This window comes from Pseudomonas sp. 86_A, assembly GCF_017491705.1.
Classification (GTDB): Bacteria; Pseudomonadota; Gammaproteobacteria; order Pseudomonadales; family Pseudomonadaceae; genus Aquipseudomonas; species Aquipseudomonas koreensis.
Genome location: NZ_JAFGYS010000019.1, coordinates 36,010 through 53,992 on the forward strand (window position 1 = coordinate 36,010; position 17,983 = coordinate 53,992).

Consider the following 17,983-nt stretch of genomic DNA (forward strand, 5'->3'; position numbering starts at 1 on the left):
AAAGCCATCGCGAGCAGGCTCACTCCTACAGAGGATCGGTGTCGTTCACAAATCCTGTAGGAGTGAGCCTGCTCGCGATTGGGACACCGCAATTCCGAATAGCAAATGCGGTGTTCAGTCCGCCAACCCCATCACCCGCCGGTAAAACTTCCACTCCTGCTCCAGCGCATGCGCCTGATTCACCGCCCGGCGAAAGCCATGGCGCTCGTCAGCGTAGTAATGCGCTTCGACATCAATGCCATTGCGCTCCAGTGCCGTGACCATGTCGCGGGTCTGTTGCGGCACGACGACGGCGTCCAGTTCACCCTGAAAGAAAATCACCGGCACACGAATGTTGCTCGCGTGCAGCAATGGCGTGCGCGCCGCATAGCGCTCGGCGTCCTGCTCGGGATCGCCGATCAGCCAGTCCAGATAATCACCTTCAAACTTGTGCGTCGCCCGGGCCAGTGCCACCGGGTCGCTGACGCCATACAAACTGGCGCCGGCGCGGAACACCTGGTGAAACGCCAGTGCGCACAACGTGGTGTAACCCCCGGCGCTGCCGCCACGGATGAAGGCGCGCTCGCCATCGATCAAGCCTTGTCCGGCCAGGTATGCCACCACCGCGCAGGCGTCCTCGACATCCACCTCGCCCCAGCTCAGGTGCAAAGCCTGGCGATACTCGCGGCCATAACCGCTGCTGCCGCGATAGTTGAGGTCGGCGACGGCGAAACCGCGTTGCGTCCAGTACTGGATGCGCGGGTCGAGCATCGGGTAGCAGGCCGAGGTCGGGCCGCCGTGGATGAATACCACCAGCGGTGGTCTGGCTTCGTCATTCATGGCCGCGTAGAAAAAGCCATGGGCCTCGCCCGTGCCGCTCGGATAGCGCAGGGTTTGCGGACGGCTGATGCGTTCGGCGGGCAAGGGCGCCACACCACCGGCCAGCACCTGCACTTTGCGGGTAGCGCGATCAATCGCGATCACCGCTGAAGGGCTGATCGGCGAGGCAGCGATGCAGTAGATGAATTGCTGATCCAGCGCCAGATGGCGGAAGCGGCTGTAGTCGCCAGTGAAGTCTTCGCCGCCGAGCATCAGGCGGCCAAAACCGCCCTCGGTCCAACTCGCCAGTAACGAATCCTCGACCGGGAGCCAAGTGCAACCGCCCAGTTGCCACGGCGCCGGCGCATGATCGGCCTGCGCCGCTGGCAATGGTCTTAAGCCGTCGGAGGTTTCTACCCACGGCTGCCAGAATCCACCGCGATCGGTCAGGCAATGCAGGCGATTTCCGGCATCGAATCGCGGTTGCTGGATGGACTCTTCACCCTCGGCGCCAGCCACGCATCGCGGTGAACTGAATGCATCCTCGGCCAGGCGTTCAGCCACCATCAAACGCGTTGAGGTCCACGGCTGATGCGGGCGGCTCCACTCGATCCACGCCAAACGTCGACCATCCGGGCTGATGGTGGGGGAGGCATAAAAATCCGCGCCCTCAGCCAAGACATGCCGGGTGCCGTCAGCCAGATCAAGCGCTACCAGCCGATGCTGATCTTGCTGTTCCTCAACCGCCAGAACCTGGCCGCCAGCAAAATGCAGATCGCCATAACGGCACTCGCCTGACGTCAGCGCCTCAGGCGCGCCATCCAGCGTCTGTCGGTACAGCTGCTGGTCTGTCTCATTGACGAAAACCACCCCGTCCGGCGTCAGACAGAACGCCCCGCCGCCATATTCGTACACCCGGCTGCGCACACTGAAGCCCTTCGGCGTCAGGCATTTCGCCACGCCGTCGCGCCACTGCCAGATCCGGCACGCGGCATCTTCCGGGCGATATTCATTCCAGAACACACCGTGGGCGCCGAGCTGCAGCTCGGCGAAATCCATGCCGGCGGCGACGGCCTGGGTGGCGCTGAAAGGCTCAGCCCTTGGCGATGAGGCGTGAGTTTCGTTCATTACGGAAGGCCAGTTGTTCGATGGTCTGGGTAGCGTGCTCGGCTTCTTCGCGGGCCTTGAGGATCACGCCGTGATGTTCGGATTTGCTGCACACCGGGTCGGCATTGCTCGCGTCACCTGTGAGCATGAAGGCTTGGCAGCGGCAGCCGCCGAAGTCCTGTTCCTTCTCGTCGCAGGAGCGGCACGGCTCGGGCATCCAGTCGTAACCGCGAAAACGGTTGAAGCCGAACGAGTCGTACCAGATGTGCTGCATGCTGTGGTCGCGCACGTTGGGAAATTGTACCGGCAGTTGTCGGGCGCCATGACAGGGCAGGGCGGTGCCGTCCGGGGTGACCGTCAGAAACAGGCTGCCCCAGCCGTTCATGCAGGCTTTCGGGCGTTCTTCGTAGTAATCCGGGGTGACGAAAATCAGCTTGCATGGATGCCCTTCGGCTTCCAGCTTGGCGCGGTATTCGTTGGTGATGCGCTCGGCGCGCACCAGTTGCTCTTTGGTCGGCAACAGGCCGACACGATTGAGCTGCGCCCAGCCGTAGAACTGGCAGGTGGCGAGTTCGACGAAGTCGGCCTCCAGCGCGATGCACAGCTCGATGATGCGGTCGATCTTGTCGATGTTGTGCCGGTGGGTGACGAAGTTCAGCACCATCGGATAGCCGTGGGCCTTCACCGCACGAGCCATTTCCAGCTTCTGCGCGAAGGCTTTTTTCGAGCCGGCGAGCAGGTTATTCACTTGCTCGTCACTGGCCTGGAAACTGATCTGGATGTGATCGAGACCGGCCTTCTTGAAGTCGCTGATTTTCTGCTCGGTCAGGCCGATGCCGGAGGTGATCAGGTTGGTGTAAAACCCCAATTTTCGCGCTTCAGCTATCAGCTCGGCGAGGTCCTGGCGCACCAGTGGCTCGCCACCGGAAAAGCCCAACTGCGCCGCGCCCATCTCCCGCGCTTCGCGGAATACCTTGATCCACTGCTCGGTGCTCAGCTCTTTGCCCTGCTCGGCGAAATCCAGCGGATTGGAGCAGTACGGGCATTGCAGCGGGCAGCGGTAAGTCAGCTCGGCGAGCAGCCACAGCGGCAGGCCGACCTCAGGCTTGGGCGGCAGATCAGTCAAGGGTGATCCAGTGCTGCGCACGGGCAACCTCCATGAATTGCTCGATGTCGTCACCGAGCTCAGGCACGCCGGGGAACTGTTCATCGAGTTTGGCGATGATTGCCGCGACATCGCGTTCACCGTCGATCAAACCGCCGATCAGCCCGGCGCTGTCGTTGAGCTTGATCATGCCCTCGGGGTAGAGCAGCACGTGGCCTTTTTGCGCCGGTTCGTACTGGAAACGATAGCCGGGACGCCAGGTCGGGGTCTTGCTGCGGTCGAAACTCATAGGGTGATTCCTTTGTGCCAGACCCGTTGCTCGGTGACGCTGTGATACGGCGGGCGGTTCAGTTCGTAAGCCATGCTCATGGCATCGAGCATGCTCCAAAGAATGTCCAGTTTGAACTGGAGAATTTCCAGCATGCGCTCCTGACCCTCACGGGTCTTGTAGTGCTCGAGCGTGATCGCCAGACCATGCTCGACATCGCGCCGCGCCTGACCGAGGCGGGTACGGAAATATTCGTAACCGGCCGGGTCGATCCACGGGTAATGCTGCGGCCAGCTGTCGAGGCGCGACTGGTGGATCTGCGGCGCGAACAGTTCAGTCAGCGAGCTGCTGGCGGCTTCCTGCCAACTGGCGCGGCGGGCGAAGTTGACGTAGGCATCGACGGCGAAACGCACCCCGGGCAGCACCAGCTCCTGAGAGCGCAGTTGATCCGGGTCGAGACCGACCGCTTGCCCAAGGCGCAGCCAGGCTTCGATGCCGCCGTCTTCACCGGGAGCGCCGTCGTGGTCGAGCAGGCGTTGAATCCACTCGCGGCGGATTTCGCGATCCGGGCAATTGGCGAGAATCGCCGCGTCTTTCAGGGGGATGTTCACCTGATAGTAGAAGCGGTTGGCGACCCAGCCCTGAATCTGCTCGCGGGTGGCGCGGCCTTCATACATCGCCACGTGATACGGATGGTAGATGTGGTAGTAGGCGCCCTTGGCGCGCAGGGCCGCTTCGAATTCGCTGGGGGACATAGGCGTGTCAGTCATTGCGGTTCTCCGGGGAACAACCCTAGAAATATCTGGTGTCTGTGCCGGCCTTATCGCGAGCAGGCTCACTCCTACAGGTGATCGCATTCCAATGTAGGAGTGAGCCTGCTCGCGATAGACCGCGCAGCGGTCTCAAATGCTTACAGCACGATACTCATGCCATCAAACGCCACTTCAACATTACGCCGCGCCAGTTCCGCGCGCTCAGCCGAATCCTCATCGAGAATCGGGTTGGTGTTGTTGATGTGGATAAGCACCTTGCGCTGTTCGGGCAACTGTTCCAGCACTTCGAGCATGCCGCCGGGGCCGTTCTGCGCCAAGTGGCCCATCTCGCGACCGGTGCGGGTGCCGACGCCACGGCGCTGCATTTCATCGTCGTCCCACAGCGTACCGTCCACCAGCAAGCAATCGCTGCCGGCCATGATCTCCAGCAGCGGCGCGTCGACCTTGCCCAGGCCCGGGGCGTAAAACAGTTTGCCGCCGGTGTTGAGGTCTTCGACGATCAGGCCGATGTTGTCGCCCGGGTGCGGGTCGAAGCGGTGCGGCGAATACGGCGGCGCGGCGCTACGCAACGGCAGCGGGGTGAAGCGCAGGTTCGGGCAGGCGGCGACGGTGAAGCTCTGGTCGAGCTCGATGCGATTCCAGTCCAAGCCGCCGTTCCAGTGGGTGAGCATCTTGAACAGCGGGAAGCCGGTGCTCAGGTCTTCGTGAACCATGTCCGTGCACCACACCTGATGCGGGCAGCCTTCGCGCAGGCTGAGCAGGCCGGTGGTGTGGTCGATCTGGCTGTCCATCAGAATGATCGCGCTGATGCCGGTGTCACGCAGGGCGCGACCCGGTTGCATCGGGGCGAAACTCTGCAGTTGCGCGCGGATGTCCGGCGAGGCGTTGCACAGCACCCAGTTCACGCCATCATCGGAAATCGCGATGGACGACTGGGTGCGGGCCTTGGCATTCAGGCTGCCGTCGCGAAAGCCTGCGCAATTGACGCAGTTGCAGTTCCACTGCGGAAATCCGCCACCGGCGGCCGAACCCAGAATCTGGACGAACATGAACGCTCCCATCTTTCAACGCTGAAAATAAAACGCCTCGGCGAGCCGAGGCGTTGCACTGCAAGTCTGCGTAGGCAGAACTCAGCGGCTGGCGAAGTACATGGTGACTTCGAAGCCGATACGCAGGTCGGTGTAAGCCGGTTTGGTCCAAGCCATGAGGTGACTCCTTCAAGTGGGTGACGCGGTGGGTGGGATAGCGCTGTCCATAGTTATAGTCCACGGCAGCGCAGGGATGTTCCAAATAGTTAGGCTGCTATGTTACTCAAAATTTCCAGGTGATTGCCCGTGAATCTTTGAGAAAGCTCCTTGCAGCCTGCGTAATGATCATTTTCCCGCTTGCCACGGTGCGCCCGGTGACACGCTGCTGGCCAGACAGTGCCAGCCGGCCTCGGCGTTGATCAAGCGTTGCGCGGCCGCCAGCAGTGCCGGACGCTGCAGTTGCGCAATGGCTGCGATCAATTGCGCCAGATAATCCGACGAGTGGCCGGCGAGCTTGGCCTGCCACAGCAGCTCGGCGGCGTCCCTGACGGACAGATTGCTCTCGTCGAATTGCTCCACGAGTGACTGGCGCAACTGGTTGAAGCTGTGGTCGTCCAGGCTTTCGATCAGCTCCGGAGCGCTGGCGAGGAACTGTTGAATATGCTTGAGCAACGCCTCGGGCGCGGCGTTGGGCGACTGCACGCCAAACAGCAGTCCGCTCTGGCCGTGCAGCTGGCGCAAGGCGCTGAACACTGCATAACCCAACTGCAATTCGACCCGCAGACGCTGATAGAACGGTGTCTGGCACAGCTGCGCGAGCAGACGCCAAGCGGCTTCGTCGGCGATCTCGTGGCTCGCGGTCGGACAGAACAGCAGCAGCGCATGTTCGCTGGAGTCGGTGTCGATGTGGCTCCAGATTTGTCGAGCGTCACTCGCTGGCTGGACGGGGAGGTGATTGTCCGGGACCCCGGGGATCCGGCTCAGGGCCAGGCCCATGGCAGATTGGGTCTGTGCGCTCAAGCCAAGGGCGAGTCCGTCCCAACGGGAAGTTGTCCACAGTTGTTTGACGTCGTCCGAACGCGCCGCCGTTGGCAGGCAGTGTTCAGGCAATGCCTTGAGTAACTGGCGGATCGGTATCAGCGGGGCTTCTGGCTCTGGGCTCGCAGAATCGGCATCAACTTGCGTCAGACATTTCAGCGCATGCTCCAGGACGCTGGGCATGGGTTCCTGCAGACCGGTCAGTTTCAGCAGCCATTGAGTCCCGCTGGCACTGAATGACAACTCGACCCCGGCCTGACGCGCGTCCTCTTGGGTTTCCCGCAGACTGCGTTGCAGCTTCCCGTGCAGATCGGCCGTTGCCGCCGCTTCCAGTTGCCAGCGCAGGTAAATCGCCCCTTCAGCAGTGGTGTCCGCCAAAGCCTGGCTGAATTGCATCGGTGAGCGTTCGCGGCGGCTGCGTGAACGATCCTGAGCGAACGTGCGCAGGCCTCGGTGGGCGCTGGTTTGACCGCGAATCAACCCGGCATTGGCCAAAGGTTCGCTGGAGCCGAGGAAGGGGTTGGCGGCGGGTAGCTGCCAGTGCGCGCTGAAGTTACCCACAACGCCGATGTCGCGCAGGATCTGTCTGAGCGCGACGACGCCGTTTTCCGACAAGCCGTGTTCGTGGCGTTCGCTATCGAGCCGTGCCAGTTGCAGTGCGCCGCTGATCTGTTGCTGACGCTCCAGCAGCTTGGCGTACTCCTCGCGCAACGCTTTCCAGTCCTGCTGCGCGGCGAAGAAGCTCAGCCAATCCAGCACCTGTTCGCGAAGGGCGTTCAGGGATTCGCCGGCGGCGCTGAATTGCAGGTGCAGCAAGGCTTGTCCGGCAAACTGGTACAGCGGCGTGGCTTTCAGGCTGTGCGCGAGATTCTGTTGTTGCAGATGGGCGAGCAGGCCGCCGGGCTTGGCGTTGTTCAGCCAGTAGCAGAGGAACGCCAGCGCTTCGACGGAGGCGTCGGGCAGTGCTTCGAAGCCAAACAGTAGATGGCAGTGCTGCTCGCCGACCTGTTGATAACTGTTTGCCGGCAGTGGCTGGGTCGTCGCTTGCGCAATGTTATCCCCAACCGGCAACGCCGCCGCGAACTGCTGCGCCAGTGTTCGCAACACTTCAAGGCTTTGCGGCCCGACCAGACTCAAGGTCATTTGCCCGCTGCGATAAAAACGCTGATGAAACTCCTTCAACGCCTGCTGGAACGCCGGTTGCTCGACCTTCAGGCTGTCGCGATTACCCGCATGAAATCCACGCAACGGATGCGTCGCTGGTAAACCCTCGTACAAGGAAAGTGCCTGCTGCGCTGTAGGATCCTGCGACCACGCGACAAATTCCGCGTCGAGTACTTCGCGTTCACGCAACTGATCGTCCGGATTCATACGCGGGTGTGCGAGCATGTCTGACAGACGTTCGAGCCCGGCGCCGAAGGCCGAGGTCGGCAGTTCAAAGAAGAAGTCAGTGGTGCGCTCGCGGGTGCTGGCATTCACCTGGCCGCCATGCCTTTGCACGAACGCCATCAGTGCCTGATCGGCAGGAAAGCGCTCAGTGCCGAGAAACAGTAAATGCTCAAGGAAGTGCGCCAGCCCCGGCCACTCCAGCGGCACATCATGACTGCCGGCGGCCACTCGCAACGCGGCGGCGCTGCGCTTCAAGCCGGGCACATGACGCAGGGTCACGCGCAAGCCGTTGGCCAGAATTTCAGTGTGAGGGCGGGGGTGAGTCGGCGCAGGCATGGGCACTTCCAGAACAGTGAAGTGCCAATGCTAGCGGATTGCGTGGGGTCAGCGCTTGTTCAGTGCGTCGTAAAGCTCGGGACGACGGTCACTGAGGTAGCGATTGGCGGCGCGGGAATCGACCATCAACTGACGATCCAGCTCACCGACGATCAGCGCCTCATCAAGGCCCGCCTGGGCGACACGACTGCCGTCCGGCGCGGCGATGCTGCTTTGCCCGCAATAGTGGATCTCGCCTTCATGCCCGCAATAGTTGGCGTACGCCACGTAGCACTGGTTTTCGAAGGCGCGGGAACGCACGGTCACGTCGGCGACGAAATCGAACGGAATCATGTTCGCCGTCGGCACCAGAATCAGCTCGGCGCCGGCCAGCGCCAGACGCCGCGCGTTCTCCGGAAACTCCAGGTCGTAGCAGATCAGGAAGCCGAGCTTCCAGCCATTGAGCTCGACCACTGGAAACTCGTCTTCGCCCCGGCTGAACATTGAGCGATCCAGATCACCAAACAGATGCGTCTTGCGGTAATTGCACAGGCGCTCGCCGTGCGCATCGATCAACTGCACGGCGTTGTAGATCTGCCCGTCGGCGGTGCGCTCCGGATAGCCGTAGACAATCGCCAGGCCGGCGGCTTTGGCGATTCGAGCGATCTGTTGCGCCCACTCACCGTTGTAGACCTCGGCCAGCGTACTGGCTGCCTCGGCGCCGATGTTGTAGCCGGTCAGAAACATCTCCGGCAGCACCAGCAGGTCGGCGCCCTTGGCCTCCATCGCCACTTGGTGCAGGCGATGCAGGTTGGCGGCGGGCTCCAGGGGCAGCGGTGGACATTGGTAAAGGGCTACACGCATCAGGGATTCCTCTTACTCGGGCAAGGCGATAGGGCCGATGTCTTTGAACACATCACCCGGGCCCGGGTTCTCTTTATGTGTCGACCCGCCGAAATGCTTCATGATGCCCCACACCGCGTTGAGCGAGGTCTGCACTGCGCCTTCGACCCACGCCGGGGTCCACGATACGTCGTCGCCGGCGATGAAAATCCCGCGCTGCTCGGCGGGCATGTCGTCCTGCATGAAGTGCGCGTACATGCGCTGGTTGTAGCGATAGTGGCCGGGCAGGGCGCCTTTGAATGCACCGAGGAAGTGCGGATCGGCTTCCCACGACACGGTGATCGGATCGCCGATGATGCGCGCGGCGATGTCGACTTTCGGGTAAATCTTCTTCAGCGCGTTCAACGCCAGTTCCACGCGTTTTTCCACTGGGTGCGGCAGCATCTTCAGTGCGTCGCTCATCCACGAGTACGACAGGCAGATCACGCCCGGCTTGTCGTCACCGTTGTCGAACAGGTAGGTGCCACGGGTCAGGCGATCGGTGAGGGTCATGCTCATCAGGTCGCGACCGGTTTCCGGATCCTTGTCCTTCCAGAACGGCCGGTCGACCATCACGAAGGTTTTCGACGACTGCATGTAGCGCGTGCGGTCCAGCGCCATCCACATCTTCTGCGAGAACAGGGTTTCGTCGCACTCGATCTGGGTGGTCAGCAGCCAGCTCTGGCAGGTGGTCAGCACGGCGGCGTATTCACGGGTGTCGCCGTTGTTGTCGGTGACGGCGAACCGGCCGTCCGGCGCGTGGGCGATTTTCTTCACGCCGGAACGCGGCGCACCACGGTGCAGGGATTTCAGGCTGGTGCCTTCAGGCCAGTGCACGCAACGCTCCGGCACATGCCGCCAGATGCCTTGTGGCACTTGTTCCACGCCGCCGACCACCAGGTGCTGGTGATCGTCGCAGTTGGTCATCACCACCCGGAAGATTTCCAGCATCGAGTTAGGGAAGTCCGAGTCCCAGCCACCGGTGCCGAAACCGACCTGACCGAACACTTCGCGGTGATGGAACGACAGCTTGGCGAAGGCCTTGGAAGTGGCAACGAAGTCGTAGAAGGTGCGGTCGTCCCACAGCGGTACGAGCGTGTTCCACAGCTCTTTGAGGCGCGGCACATCGCGGTCGCGGATCGCTTGCTGGATATCGGAGAATTGCGAGCCGGCCTCCAGCGCATCCGCCCAGGCGTCAGCCACTTCCTGGAACAGTGCAGGAAGGTCCGCCAGTTTCTGTGCGTAATGGGTTTTGCCTTCCAGGTCGATCACCGTGCTGCCGGAAGCCGGCGTCAGCGGGTTCGGGAACGGTTTGGTCTCGAGGCCGAGCTTGTCGACGTAGTGGTAGAACGCGGTGGAGGACACCGGGAAACGCATGCCACCGAGTTCCGCGACAATGCCGTCGGTGCCGTTGAACGCTTGCGAACGCAGACGTCCGCCGAGCTTCGAAGCCTCGTAAACCACCGGTTTCAAACCGAGTTTCATCAGCTCGTACGCGGCCACCAGGCCTGCAATACCAGCGCCGACAATCGCCACTTCAGCGCCATGATGGTGTTCAGGAATACTGCCGAGACCGGCCGGGTGTTCGATCCAGTCGTCGAAAGCGAAGGGAAAGTCCGGACCGAAAATGGTGACTGGTTTTTTACCGTCTGCAGGATGGCGATTGTTCTTGTTCATGGCTGACCTTGCTGGCGACCCGACGCCGAATGCGCGTCTGAGTATAGGAAAAGATGCCAGCCATTCTAGGGAGCACGGACCACGTTAATAAGACGCAAAGTGTCGTCGTTTTGCCAAATAACTGATCAATATGACGATTAGTAACTACACACCGACCAAAATAGGGGGGCGAGCCTGCCCGCGAAGAGGCCCTGTAATCCACCCGAGAAGTCCGGACACAACCTTAAACCGGCTGCCCCCGATCAATCTTGCTACTCAAAATGATCGACGTCGTCGTCTTCTCCACCCCGTCCACACTGCCAATCTGATCCAGTAACTGGTCCAGTTGCTCCGGCGAATCGGTGCGCAACCACGCCACATAATCAAATTCGCCACTCACCGCACACAATTGCTGCACCTGCGCCATCGCACTCAAACGGCGTAACACTTCCTTGCCGGAACGTGGCTGCACCTTGATCCCGACGTACGCCTGCAACCCACCATCGACCACACGTTGCCCTAAACGCACGCCATAACCGGTAATCACTTTGGCCTTTTCCAACCGCGCCAGGCGTGAAGTCACGGTGGTGCGTGCAATGCCCAACTGCCGGGCGAGCATGGCTACGCTTTCGCGGGCATTGATCTGCAGGGCGGCGATTAGCTGTCGATCGATTTCATCGAGTGCGGGGGGGCGGTTGTCGGGCAAGGGGTGGGCTCCATTGGCGCGGCGGCGGGTGAGTTATGCATGTTACAGGCACGATCAGCGACACGCTTGCAGGTGATGTTTAAACGGATCATCCAAGCGTCGACGTTATCGTCCTGCGCTAACAAAACATCGGATATTTGATTTGACTTGCCTGGCCTATTTCTCAAGAATGCCAGCAAGAGCGCGAAATCTGCTGCCTTGCAGGGCATTAGCGGACGTAGGTACCTCAGCGATGCTGCAACATCGGTGTAAGGTGAGACCTCTTCATCCCATTTCCTGAGGATGCAAATATCAGGATTCAAACATCAAGGGCAGCCAAATGGCTGCCCTTTTCTTTGTCTTCAAGAATGTATCGCTTGTACAAAAGGTCGCCTTGGCGGTGCTTGTTCATGGCTCTTGCCGGAGCATGCATAAAGTTCCAGAGGACGTGCCCGTTTCGCACATCGACCACGACAAGCATGTCATTTTTTGCCTCATACGCATTGATGAATGCCATTCGGTATCCGCCGTTATCGTAAAGGACTTTCCATACTTCGAAAGGCCCCGTCAGTGTATCAATGGCATGTCGGACATAGCGTTCTCGGGAGTCTGGACGTTTCTCGACGATGTGCGCCAGTTTGTCTCTCATAACTGCAACATTCCCAATGGGCGTGAGGATGGTAACCGCCAATACGGAGTCGTCGAAAAACCCGAAGTGATCCAAGAGGATTTTGAGGGCGCCTTCTGCGTCGTCAGCCCTTTTTATTTCTTCTATTGCGGCTGACCGAAGCTCTCGCGATAACGTTCTCAGGTCGGGTAGAGCAAGGTCGATCCAGGTTTGTTGATCGGCTGCTTCCTTTATCAGTGGCGCAGCATTCACGAGCATGAAAATAATCCTGAGCGGGCGGTAGCGTCCGGAGATTACTCGTCGGGAGAAACGCTCAACAATATGCGGGGAGTTGAGATAACACAGCTTCGGAACTTGCCTACAGCCTCCGGGGAAGTCTTCTGAACATTGCGCTCGCAAAGACTTGTCCTCTCAACCGATCGCCCAAGAAAAAGCCGCGCATGTAGCGCGGCTTTCAAATTTGGTGGGCCCACACGGACTTGAACCGTGGACCAAAGGATTATGAGTCCTCTGCTCTAACCAACTGAGCTATAGGCCCTCAGTAGGTCGCGGATTATAGCGACGGTTTGGCGGCTGTGCTATCCGAATAATCCGATACGGTTATATGAAGAAATGTCGCGGCGAATTCTTCTGGCGGCAGTGGCAGGCTGACGATGTAGCCCTGGATCTGTTCGCAGCCCTCGGCGGCGAGGAATTGTTGTTGGGCCTGGGTTTCCACGCCTTCGGCAATCACGGTGAATTGCATGCTCCGGCCGAGCGCGATGATTGCCCGCACAATGGCCGCGTCGTGGGGATCGTCCGGCAGGCCGCGGACGAACGACTGGTCGATCTTGAGGATGTCCAGCGGCAGGCGCTTGAGGTAGCTGAGCGAGGAGTAGCCGGTGCCGAAGTCGTCGATCGCCAGTTGCACACCCAGGTGTTTGAGCTGATGCAGCACCGCCAGCGCTTCTTCGGCCTGGCTCATGATGAAGTTTTCGGTAATTTCCAGTTGCAGCAAATCCGGCTGCAGACGGTTTTCCCTGAGCAGTTGTTCGATGCGCCCGAGCAGGTTCGGCTGGCGCAGTTGTGCGCCCGCGAGGTTGACCGACAAAGGACCGAGGCTGTCGTAGATCTGGTTCCACTCGAACATCTGCCGGCAGGCGGTCTCGAGCACCCAGTCACCGATCTGTAGGATCATGCCGTTCTCTTCGGCCAGCGGGATGAAGTGCTCGGGCGGCACGTCGCCGAAGGTCGGATGGTGCCAGCGAATCAGGGCTTCGGCGCCGACCAGGCTATGGTCGTCGAGGCTGATTTTGGGTTGGTAGTAGAGGAACAACTCATTGCGCTCGATGGCTCGGCGCAGTTCATGCTCCAGCGCCACCCGTTCGCTGGCCTGGGCGGTGAGGTCGCGGGTGTAGCTCTCGACGCGGTTGCGGCCCTTGGCCTTGGAGCGGTACATCGCTGCGTCGGCGTTTTTCACCAGGGTGGCGACGTCACAGCCGTCCCTTGGGTAGAGGCTGGTGCCGATACTGGCGCTGATGAAGAACTCGTGTTCGCCGGCCTGGAACGGGGCGCTGAAGCAATTGAGCAGTTTGGTGGCGATGTGGTCGGCGTCGCTGGCCTGTTGCAGGCCGGGCAGCAGGATGATGAATTCATCGCCGCCCAGGCGCGCGACGGTATCGATGTCGCGCAATTGTTCTTTCAAGCGCACGGCGATGCCCTTGAGCAGCAGGTCGCCTACCGGGTGCCCGAGGCTGTCGTTGATGTGCTTGAAACGGTCGAGATCGAGGAACAGCACCGCGCCCTGACCGCCATTTTCCTGCTGACTGTTGAGCGCCGTGAGCAGGCGACTTTCAAACAGCGTGCGATTTGGCAGGCCGGTCAGCGGGTCGTGGTGCGCCTGATAATCGAGCTTGGCCTGCGCGTGCTTGAGGCTGGAGATATCGGCAAACACCGCGACGAAGTGGGTGATGAACCTGTCGCGGTTGCGCACGGCGCTGATGGTCAGCCAGCTCGGGTACAGCTCGCCGTTCTTGCGCCGGTTGGAAATTTCGCCCTGCCAGTGGCCCTCGTCGGTCAACTGGTGCCACATCGCCGCATAAAACGCGCTGTCGTGCAGTCCGGAGGCGAGCAGGCGCGGGGTGTGGCCGAGGGCTTCGCTTTCACTGTAGCCGGTGATTTCGGTGAAGGCCCGATTGACCGCGCTGATGTGCTGCTGGGTGTCGGTGATCAGCACGCCCTCGGCGGTGCTTTCGAATACGGTGGCCGCTTGCTGCAGCTTTTCCTGCATCAGATGGCGCTCGGTGATGTCCCGGGCGATGGTCAGCATGCAGTCTTCTTCGCCGATCGGCAGCGGTCGACTGGACACTTCGCAGAGGCGGATCTGCCCGTCGCTGCGGCGGATGTGGCAGGTAAAGTCGCGGACGAAACCGTCGCGGTGCAGCAGGTCGAGCATCTGTTTGCGTTCGTTGAGGTTGACCCAGATCCCCAGGTCCAGCGCCGAACGGTCTACGGACATCGCGCTGTTGAACCCGGTGATACGGCTGAAACCTTCGTTGACCTCCAGCAGCAGGCCATCGCTCTGGCGTGACAGCAACAAGCCGTCCGGTGAGGCATGGAACGCCTTGGCGAATTTCTCCTCGGAGGTTTGCAGTTGCTGCTGGGTTTCTTTGAGCTGGGTGATGTCACGCACCACCACCACCAGCGCCGGGGTGGTGTCGAGGTCGAACGGTTCGGCAGAGATCAGACCGGTAAACACCTGGCCGTTGTTGCGGCGAAAGGGCATTTCCAGGTTACGGATACTGCCGGCCTGCAAGCGCTGGAGCAGTCCCGGCCCGACCCCGGGAATGCCCCAGATGTTGAGTTCGGTGGCGGTCTGGCCGACGACATCCTCGGCCTTGAGTCCGATCTGTTCTTCAAAGGCTTCGTTGACCTCCAGCAGGCAGCCATCCGACAGCCGCGCGATCACCAGAATGTCCGGGCATTGCTGGAACACCGAAGCGAACTTCTGCTCCGACAGCCGCAACGCTTCCTCGGTGCGCTTGGTTTCGCTGATGTCGATCATCAGCCCGCGCATCACCGGTTCATGCCCGTGTTCTATCAGGCTGACGATGTCGCGCACCCACAGGCAGCGCCCGTCTGCGGTGATGACCCGATAGTCGAGAGTGTGATCGCGCCCCTCACGCACCGCGTCATCGCAAATGGCCTGGGCGCGGGTCAGGTCGGCGGGGTGGATGATGTTGCGCCAGAACCCGGGGATCAGCCAATGCGCCTGTGGATAACCGAGCAGGTCTTCGGCATGGGGCGACACGTAGCTGTAGGTGAAGTCGCTCATGCGCGCTTCCCAGGCAATGGCCGACAGGCTTTCGACCAGGCCGCGGTAGTGGTATTCGCTGCTGCGCAGTTCCTGTTCGAGGTCAACGCGCCGAGCGATTTCCGAGCTCAAGCGGCGGTTGATGCGAATGACCACCGCGAGGATGATTATCAGCAATACCAGGCCCGGCAGGCCGTAGATCAGCAGGTCTGACCAGAAGGTTCGATGGTCCAGGACATTGCCGACCCAATGCTCCTGAATGCTGCTGATTTCCTCCGGACTCATGTCCGCCAGGACTTTATCCAGAATGCCCACCAGCATCTTGTTGTCACGCGGCACAGCCATCGCCAACTGATAGCGGTACGGGGTTTCGCCGCTCACGTACAAGCCGTCGAGCTTGAGCTGGCGAAGACTCCAGACGCTGGAGGCGAGATCGCCGACCACGGCGTCTACTTCATCCGTAGCCAAGGCCTGCAAGGCCGAGCTGACATTGGGCATGGCCACCAGGTTCAGGTCGGGATGGTGGGTGCGCAGGAGTTCGTGGGGGGCGTAATTCTCCACTACGGCGATCTTCAGGCCGTACAGGTCTTCGATTTTGCGCGGTTGTGCACCGCCGATATGGGCGAGGATCACGATCGGGAAATCGAGATAGGGACGGGTGAACGAGAGGTAGTTCTGGCGCTCGGGCGTGGACATGATCCCCGGCAGCAGGTCGATTTTGCCGTTTTTTACCTGCGCCAGCACTTCGGTCCAGCTCGACGGCTCGATCGGGGTGAGTTTGACCGCCAGGCGCTGGCGGATCACGTCAATGTAATCAGCGGCGAGGCCTTGATAGCGGTTCTGTTCATCGCGGAACTCGAACGGCGGCCACGAAGCATCGACACCCAGGCGCAAGTCCGGGTGAGCCGCGAGCCAGCTACGTTCTTCATCGGTCAGAGTCAGCGCGTTAGCCGTTGCGGTCCAGATCATCAGTGACAGCAAGAAAAGCACGGGCGCCAGTCTGGGCATAACCGTCTCGTTAGGGCACGGGATTCATTGTTTCGAGTGTAGACGGGGTATGCGGGGGAGGGGCGTTGCGAGGGATTTAATCTGCTGTAAAAACAAAACCCCCGGCCTGGGCCGGGGGTTCTGGTATCACTCGTCGAGGAAGGAGCGCAGATGCTCGCTTCGCGTCGGGTGGCGCAGCTTGCGCAGCGCCTTGGCTTCGATCTGACGGATCCGCTCACGCGTTACGTCAAACTGTTTGCCCACTTCTTCGAGTGTGTGGTCGGTGTTCATGTCGATACCGAAGCGCATGCGCAGTACCTTGGCTTCACGGGCAGTGAGGCCGGACAGCACTTCGCGAGTCGCTTCTTTCAGGCTTTCAACGGTTGCAACATCGATTGGCGACTGCATGGTCGAGTCTTCGATGAAGTCACCCAGATGAGAGTCTTCGTCATCACCGATCGGGGTTTCCATGGAGATCGGCTCTTTAGCGATCTTCAATACCTTGCGGATCTTGTCCTCAGGCATTTCCATGCGTTCGCCCAGCTCTTCCGGAGTCGGTTCGCGACCCATTTCCTGCAGCATCTGGCGGGAAATGCGGTTGAGCTTGTTGATCGTCTCGATCATGTGCACCGGAATACGGATGGTGCGGGCCTGGTCGGCGATCGAGCGAGTGATCGCCTGACGGATCCACCAGGTGGCATAGGTCGAGAACTTGTAACCACGACGGTATTCGAACTTGTCCACCGCTTTCATCAGACCGATGTTGCCTTCCTGGATCAGATCGAGGAATTGCAGGCCGCGGTTGGTGTACTTCTTGGCGATCGAGATCACCAGACGCAAGTTGGCTTCAACCATCTCTTTCTTCGCGCGGCGGGCCTTGGCCTCACCGATCGACATGCGACGGTTGATATCCTTGATTTCAGCGATGGTCAGGCCGGTCTCGGTTTCCAGCGCCATCAGTTTCTGCTGGCAACGGATGATGTCCGGCTGTACGCGACCAATGGCTTCGGCGTATTTGCTCTTGCCTTTGGCCAGGGCGTCGGACCAGCTTTCGTCGACTTCGTTGCCCGGGAACTGACGCAGGAAATCAGCGCGTGGCATACGTGCATCACGTACGCACAGCTGCATGATCGCGCGCTCTTGTTGACGCAGACGATCCAGGGCACTGCGAACACGCTCGACCAGGGCTTCGAATTGCTTCGGCACCAGTTTGATCGGCATGAACAGCTCGGCCAGGGCCAGCAACTCGGCAATCGCTGCCTTGTTGTGACGACCGTGCTTTTTCAGGGCCTTGCGGGTGATTTCCATCTGGTCGGACACAGCGCCAAAACGCTGGGCAGCGATGACCGGATCCGGACCGCTTTCGGCTTCTTCTTCGTCATCCGAAGCTTCGGCGTCATCGTCGTCGGTGTCGTCATCCGCTTTCACGGCTTTCGGATCGATCGGCGGTGGCACTTCGGCAGCCGGCGGCGCAATGCCGTCGTCCGGGTCGATGTAACCGCTCAGAACGTCGGACAGGCGACCACCCTCGGTGGTGACGCGAGTGTACTCGGAGAGAATGTGGTCAACCGTGCCAGGGAAGTGCGCGATAGCGCTCATCACTTCACGGATGCCTTCTTCGATCCGCTTGGCGATTTCGATTTCGCCTTCACGAGTCAGAAGCTCGACCGTACCCATTTCACGCATGTACATGCGCACTGGGTCAGTGGTGCGACCGATATCGGTCTCCACCGCTGCCAACGCGGCGGCTGCTTCTTCCGCAGCGGCCTCGTCGGTATCGGCGTCGGCCAACATAAGGGCGTCCGCATCCGGAGCACTCTCGTGTACGGGGATCCCCATGTCGTTAATCATGCGGATGATGTCTTCCACCTGCTCCGGATCTGAAATATCCTCGGGCAGGTGGTCGTTGACCTCGGCGTAAGTCAGATACTTCTGCTCACGACCCAGTTTGATCAACTCAATAATACGAGACTGCTGTTGCGCTTTTCCGGACATAACACCCTATCCACTGAAGGTCTTGGCGGGCAAAAAA

13 protein-coding genes and 1 tRNA gene are annotated in these 17,983 nt (G+C 60.6%); all 14 read right to left on the reverse strand.

Features of this window, described 5'->3' with window-relative positions:
* Positions 1–114: 114 nt before the first annotated feature.
* The gene (locus tag J5M57_RS25130) at positions 115–1,926 is read right to left on the reverse strand and encodes a S9 family peptidase (RefSeq protein ID WP_207849925.1); all 1,812 of its coding nucleotides are present in this window, start codon (positions 1,924–1,926) and stop codon (positions 115–117) included.
* On the reverse strand, positions 1,892–3,052 hold the full coding sequence (gene pqqE, locus J5M57_RS25135; RefSeq protein WP_207849924.1) for a pyrroloquinoline quinone biosynthesis protein PqqE: 1,161 nt from the start codon (positions 3,050–3,052) through the stop codon (positions 1,892–1,894). The genes J5M57_RS25130 and pqqE overlap by 35 nt, the downstream gene beginning before the upstream one ends.
* Complete coding sequence (gene pqqD, locus J5M57_RS25140; protein ID WP_207849923.1) at positions 3,024–3,299, reverse strand: pyrroloquinoline quinone biosynthesis peptide chaperone PqqD; 276 nt, start codon at positions 3,297–3,299, stop codon at positions 3,024–3,026. The genes pqqE and pqqD overlap by 29 nt, the downstream gene beginning before the upstream one ends.
* Positions 3,296–4,048, reverse strand: coding sequence for a pyrroloquinoline-quinone synthase PqqC (gene pqqC / locus J5M57_RS25145; protein ID WP_123469296.1), 753 nt, complete (start codon positions 4,046–4,048; stop codon positions 3,296–3,298). Before pqqC ends, pqqD begins: the two co-directional genes overlap by 4 nt.
* Before the next feature lie 140 nt (positions 4,049–4,188).
* Positions 4,189–5,100, reverse strand: coding sequence for a pyrroloquinoline quinone biosynthesis protein PqqB (gene pqqB, locus J5M57_RS25150; RefSeq protein ID WP_169843487.1), 912 nt, complete (start codon positions 5,098–5,100; stop codon positions 4,189–4,191).
* An 81-nt stretch (positions 5,101–5,181) separates the two neighbouring features.
* On the reverse strand, positions 5,182–5,256 hold the full coding sequence (gene pqqA / locus J5M57_RS25155) for a pyrroloquinoline quinone precursor peptide PqqA (RefSeq protein ID WP_003444522.1): 75 nt from the start codon (positions 5,254–5,256) through the stop codon (positions 5,182–5,184).
* 168 nt (positions 5,257–5,424) lie between these two features.
* On the reverse strand, positions 5,425–7,842 hold the full coding sequence (gene pqqF, locus J5M57_RS25160) for a pyrroloquinoline quinone biosynthesis protein PqqF (RefSeq protein ID WP_207849922.1): 2,418 nt from the start codon (positions 7,840–7,842) through the stop codon (positions 5,425–5,427).
* Positions 7,843–7,890: 48 nt separating this feature from the next.
* Complete coding sequence (locus tag J5M57_RS25165) at positions 7,891–8,685, reverse strand: carbon-nitrogen hydrolase family protein (RefSeq protein ID WP_169843489.1); 795 nt, start codon at positions 8,683–8,685, stop codon at positions 7,891–7,893.
* Positions 8,686–8,697: 12 nt separating this feature from the next.
* Positions 8,698–10,380 (reverse strand): NAD(P)/FAD-dependent oxidoreductase, encoded by a 1,683-nt coding sequence (locus J5M57_RS25170; RefSeq protein WP_207849921.1) that lies wholly within the window; start codon positions 10,378–10,380, stop codon positions 8,698–8,700.
* A 223-nt stretch (positions 10,381–10,603) separates the two neighbouring features.
* Positions 10,604–11,065, reverse strand: coding sequence for an Lrp/AsnC family transcriptional regulator (locus J5M57_RS25175; protein ID WP_207849920.1), 462 nt, complete (start codon positions 11,063–11,065; stop codon positions 10,604–10,606).
* A gap of 298 nt (positions 11,066–11,363) precedes the next feature.
* Positions 11,364–11,930 carry a PBECR2 nuclease fold domain-containing protein gene (locus J5M57_RS25180; protein WP_207849919.1) on the reverse strand — a complete coding sequence of 189 codons (567 nt, stop codon included), beginning with the start codon at positions 11,928–11,930 and terminating at the stop codon, positions 11,364–11,366.
* A gap of 203 nt (positions 11,931–12,133) precedes the next feature.
* Positions 12,134–12,210 (reverse strand) — tRNA-Ile (locus tag J5M57_RS25185).
* Between the two features lie 15 nt (positions 12,211–12,225).
* The gene (locus tag J5M57_RS25190) at positions 12,226–15,972 is read right to left on the reverse strand and encodes an EAL domain-containing protein (RefSeq protein WP_207849918.1); all 3,747 of its coding nucleotides are present in this window, start codon (positions 15,970–15,972) and stop codon (positions 12,226–12,228) included.
* 126 nt (positions 15,973–16,098) lie between these two features.
* The gene (gene rpoD / locus J5M57_RS25195; protein ID WP_207849917.1) at positions 16,099–17,946 is read right to left on the reverse strand and encodes an RNA polymerase sigma factor RpoD; all 1,848 of its coding nucleotides are present in this window, start codon (positions 17,944–17,946) and stop codon (positions 16,099–16,101) included.
* Positions 17,947–17,983: the final 37 nt, after the last annotated feature.

Coding starts and splice junctions, on each gene's coding strand:
- J5M57_RS25130 (WP_207849925.1), bottom strand. CDS start 1,926: ATGAACGAAACTCACGCCTCATCGCCAAGGGCTGAGCCTTTCAGCGCC.
- pqqC (WP_123469296.1), bottom strand. CDS start 4,048: ATGACTGACACGCCTATGTCCCCCAGCGAATTCGAAGCGGCCCTGCGC.
- pqqD (WP_207849923.1), bottom strand. CDS start 3,299: ATGAGTTTCGACCGCAGCAAGACCCCGACCTGGCGTCCCGGCTATCGT.
- J5M57_RS25180 (WP_207849919.1), bottom strand. CDS start 11,930: ATGCTCGTGAATGCTGCGCCACTGATAAAGGAAGCAGCCGATCAACAA.
- J5M57_RS25165 (WP_169843489.1), bottom strand. CDS start 8,685: ATGCGTGTAGCCCTTTACCAATGTCCACCGCTGCCCCTGGAGCCCGCC.
- pqqF (WP_207849922.1), bottom strand. CDS start 7,842: ATGCCTGCGCCGACTCACCCCCGCCCTCACACTGAAATTCTGGCCAAC.
- pqqB (WP_169843487.1), bottom strand. CDS start 5,100: ATGTTCGTCCAGATTCTGGGTTCGGCCGCCGGTGGCGGATTTCCGCAG.
- J5M57_RS25170 (WP_207849921.1), bottom strand. CDS start 10,380: ATGAACAAGAACAATCGCCATCCTGCAGACGGTAAAAAACCAGTCACC.
- rpoD (WP_207849917.1), bottom strand. CDS start 17,946: ATGTCCGGAAAAGCGCAACAGCAGTCTCGTATTATTGAGTTGATCAAA.
- J5M57_RS25190 (WP_207849918.1), bottom strand. CDS start 15,972: ATGCCCAGACTGGCGCCCGTGCTTTTCTTGCTGTCACTGATGATCTGG.